Source organism: Curtobacterium flaccumfaciens (assembly GCF_051548005.1).
In the GTDB taxonomy this organism is placed as follows: domain Bacteria; phylum Actinomycetota; class Actinomycetes; order Actinomycetales; family Microbacteriaceae; genus Curtobacterium.
In genome coordinates this window covers 1-2,581 of the sequence record NZ_JBPUGH010000242.1, presented here as the reverse complement: position 1 = coordinate 2,581, position 2,581 = coordinate 1, and the positions used below count along the sequence as shown (strand labels likewise).

The following is a 2,581-nucleotide window of genomic DNA, read 5'->3' as shown; positions in this document are numbered from 1 at the left end:
GACCCGTGCCTCCCGAGCGTCCACCGCGACCACGACGACGACCGCCGCCCGCGCTGTCGGACTCGGCCGAGCGCTGCTTCGGCGCCCGCTGCTGCTGCGCCGGCTGCTCGGGAGCGACGTGGCGGATCGGAGCGACCTCGCCGACGAGCTCGGTGACGGCGGCCGAGTTCGACGTGACCTGCTGCGGGGTGACCTTGATCGCGGCGGCACGCATCATCTGCGCGACGTCCCGGCGCTCGGCCGGCAGCGAGATCGTGACGACGTCACCCGAGGAACCGGCACGGGCGGTGCGGCCCGAGCGGTGCAGGTACGCCTTGTGCTCGGTCGGCGGGTCGACGTGGACGACGAGCTCGACGTGGTCGACGTGCACACCGCGGGCGGCGACGTCGGTGGCGACGAGGACGAGGGCCTCGCCGGAGGAGAACTTCGCGAGGTTGCGCTCCCGGGCGCCCTGCGACAGGTTGCCCTGCAGGTCGACGGCCGGGATGCCCTGGCTCGTGAGCTGCTTCGCCAGGCGCTTCGCGTGGTGCTTCGTGCGCATGAACATGATGCGACGACCGGAGCCGGAGGCCAGCGTCCGGACGAGGTCCTTCTTCGCGTCGGCGTCGGCGACCTCGAACAGGTGGTGGGTCATCGCCTCGACCGGGCTGGTCTCGTCGTCGACCGAGTGCATGACCGGGGCGTGCAGGAACCGCTTGACGAGCTTGTCCACGCCGTTGTCGAGCGTCGCCGAGAACAGGAGGCGCTGCCCCTGCTCGGGCGTCGCCTGCATGATCTTGGTGACGCCGGGCAGGAAGCCCATGTCGGCCATGTGGTCGGCCTCGTCGAGGACGGTCACCTCGATGTCGGCGAGCGTGAGGTGTCCCTGCTGCATGAGGTCGGCGAGGCGACCGGGGCACGCCACGACGATGTCGACACCGCCGCGCAGGGCGTCGACCTGACGGCCCTGTCCGACGCCGCCGAAGATGGTCGTGGTGTTGAGTCCCATGGCCTTCGCGAGCGGTGCGAGGGTCGCGTCGATCTGCGTCGCGAGCTCGCGGGTCGGCGCGAGGACCAGGGCGCGGGGGCGTCCGGCGCGGCGCTTGCGACCACTGGCCGCGAGACGGGCGGCGAGCGGGATCGCGAACGCGATGGTCTTGCCGGAGCCGGTCCGACCGCGGCCGAGGACGTCCTTGCCGCGGAGCGAGTCCGGGAGGGTGTCGGCCTGGATCGGGAACGCGGTCTCCTTGCCCTGCTGGGCGAGGACGTCGACCATCGGCGCGGGGACGCCGAGGTCGGAGAAACGGAGGTCGTTCATGGTGTCGGTCATCGTGACCTTTCCAGCCGGTTCGACCGGCTGTGGGCGCGCTCGTGTGCAGCGCGCGGGCGGGATGCGCACCAGCACGGGTGGCTGGCGCAGTCGCCGCAGCAGAGAGCCTGGGCACCTTCGTGAGGTGCTCGATCATCGACCAACGAGTGGTCGGGAGTCGGGGGCGTCCGTACGACGCACGAGGCGATCGGCGCCTCGAGTACCCCCAGCATAGCGGGTACACCCCCGCGGACCGGGGGTGGGGTCGTTCGCCCTGCGCGTGCGAGGATGCCCGGGTGCGTGCCAGGACCCTGCTCATGACCGTCGCGACGACCCTGGTGGCCGTGCTCGGCACCGCCGCCTGCGCCACCGCGGTGCCGGGGTCCTCGTACCGGAACCTGCCGACCTCCGGCGTCCCCGACTACCAGCTCGGCGGGTCCTACACGCCCCCGGTCGGCGTCACGATCGTCGAGCGGGACAGCACCGGACGCCCGGCGAAGGGGAAGTACTCGATCTGCTACGTCAACGGCTTCCAGACCCAGCCCGAGGACGCCGCGATGTGGAAGCGGGACCACCCGACCGCGATCCTCCGGGACCGCTCGGGCGCGCCGGTGTCCGACCCGGGTTGGCCGGACGAGATGCTCCTCGACACCACGACGGCGGCCAAGCGCGCCACGATCGTCCGCGTGCTGACGAAGACCGTCACCCGGTGCGCCGACCGGGGCTTCGACGCGGTGGAGTACGACAACCTCGACTCGTGGACGCGGTCGAAGGGGAAGCTCACGCGTTCCGGGAACCTCGCGCTCGCCGCGGCGCTCGTGCGGCTCGGGCACGGCAAGGGCCTCGCCGTCGGGCAGAAGAACACCCCGCAGCTCGGGGCGTCGGGCCGGGAGCAGACCGGGTTCGACTTCGTCGTCGCCGAGGAGTGCTTCGTCTACCAGGAGTGCGGCGCGTACACGAAGGCGTACGGGAAGCGCGTCATCGACATCGAGTACACGGACAACAGCAAGCGTCCGTGGTCGTCCGTGTGCGCGTCGACGAAGCGGCCGGCGATGACGATCCTCCGGGACCGCGACCTGGTGCCGGCGGGGGACGACGCCTACGTGTTCGAGCACTGCTGATGCGGGCTGCGTCGCGTTCGCTGCTCCGTCGCGCACGCGACGATCCGGCCTGGAGGCGCGGGTCGCCCCCGCCCCGCCCGTTCCGTCAGGCGGGCCAGGCCTCGTGCAACGCCGAGGCGGCCTGGTCGGCCGAGAGTCCGGCACTCCGCGCGGCGACCGCGAGGGCGTGCGC

2 protein-coding genes are annotated in these 2,581 nt (G+C 72.1%); one reads left to right on the top strand and one right to left on the bottom strand.

Annotated features, from left to right (window positions below; translation table 11 throughout):
* Positions 1-1,297, bottom strand: a 1,297-nt coding sequence (locus tag ACSW7Y_RS16940) for a DEAD/DEAH box helicase (RefSeq protein ID WP_438127393.1), incomplete at its 3' end; no start/stop codon positions are given.
* Between the two features lie 287 nt (positions 1,298-1,584).
* Between ACSW7Y_RS16940 and ACSW7Y_RS16935 the strand changes: the two genes are divergently transcribed.
* Positions 1,585-2,409: an endo alpha-1,4 polygalactosaminidase gene (locus ACSW7Y_RS16935; protein ID WP_438127392.1), complete on the top strand. Its 825-nt coding sequence runs from the start codon at positions 1,585-1,587 to the stop codon at positions 2,407-2,409.
* Positions 2,410-2,581 lie beyond the last annotated feature (172 nt).